The sequence below is a fragment of the Vibrio mediterranei genome (assembly GCF_900088415.1).
GTDB classification, from domain to species: Bacteria; Pseudomonadota; Gammaproteobacteria; order Enterobacterales; family Vibrionaceae; genus Vibrio; species Vibrio mediterranei.
In genome coordinates, this window is the sequence record NZ_FLLQ01000032.1 from 1 (window position 1) to 878 (window position 878).

The 878-nt window shown below is 51.1% G+C and carries 1 protein-coding gene; it reads right to left on the minus strand.

Annotated features, from left to right (window positions below; all coding sequences use genetic code 11):
- Positions 1–854, minus strand: an 854-nt coding sequence (locus VME0621_RS25970) for a VCBS domain-containing protein (protein WP_197498268.1), incomplete at its 3' end; no start/stop codon positions are given.
- Positions 855–878: the final 24 nt, after the last annotated feature.

Sequence of the window (878 nt, forward strand, 5' to 3'; positions counted from 1 at the left end):
GTTGGCTGGTCGTTGGTACCCGTAATGGTGATGGTCACCGCTTGCTCAGTCACCGCCCCTTTATCGTCGGTCACTTTCACCGTGAAAATGACGTCTTCCGATTGACCTTCTTTGAGAGATTGAGTCTCAGTTGACGTGTTATCCAACGTAAACGTCCATTGACCCGTCACCGGATCGATAGCGAAGCTACCGTAGTTACTGCTGCCTTCGGCACTGAACGCCAGAACGGAGTCGGCATCCACGTCAGTGGCTTCAATAGTACCCGTTGCGCTTGGCGTACCAGATACCACGGTGCCGTCATCTTCATGACCCGCTTCTTTCACCGCTCCCGCCGTTACGCTATTACCATCAATGGTCGCAGCATCGTTGGTACCGGTAATAGTGATGGTCACCGTTTCAATGTTTACCGCACCAAACTCATCGGTCACTTTGACCGTAAAGCTGACGTCTTTGGTTTCGCCTTCTTTGAGTGCTTGTGTCTCGGTTGTAGTGTTGTCTAGCGTAAAGGTCCATTGACCGTTCTCTTGCACGACCAATTCACCGTAGTCACTGTTGCCATTGTCCACTGAGAATTTGTGGGTTGCACCCGCATCCACATCATCCGCAGTCAAGGTACCGGTAGCCGTTGGTGTACCTGATATAACATTACCATCGTCATCATGGCCCGCTTCAGTCACAGCGCCAACAAGCTTACTGCTGGCATTAAATGTTGGCTGGTCGTTGGTACCCGTAATGGTGATGGTCACCGCTTGCTCAGTCACCGCCCCTTTATCGTCGGTCACTTTCACCGTGAAAATGACGTCTTCCGATTGACCTTCTTTGAGAGATTGAGTCTCAGTTGACGTGTTATCCAACGTAAACGTCCATTGACCCGTCAC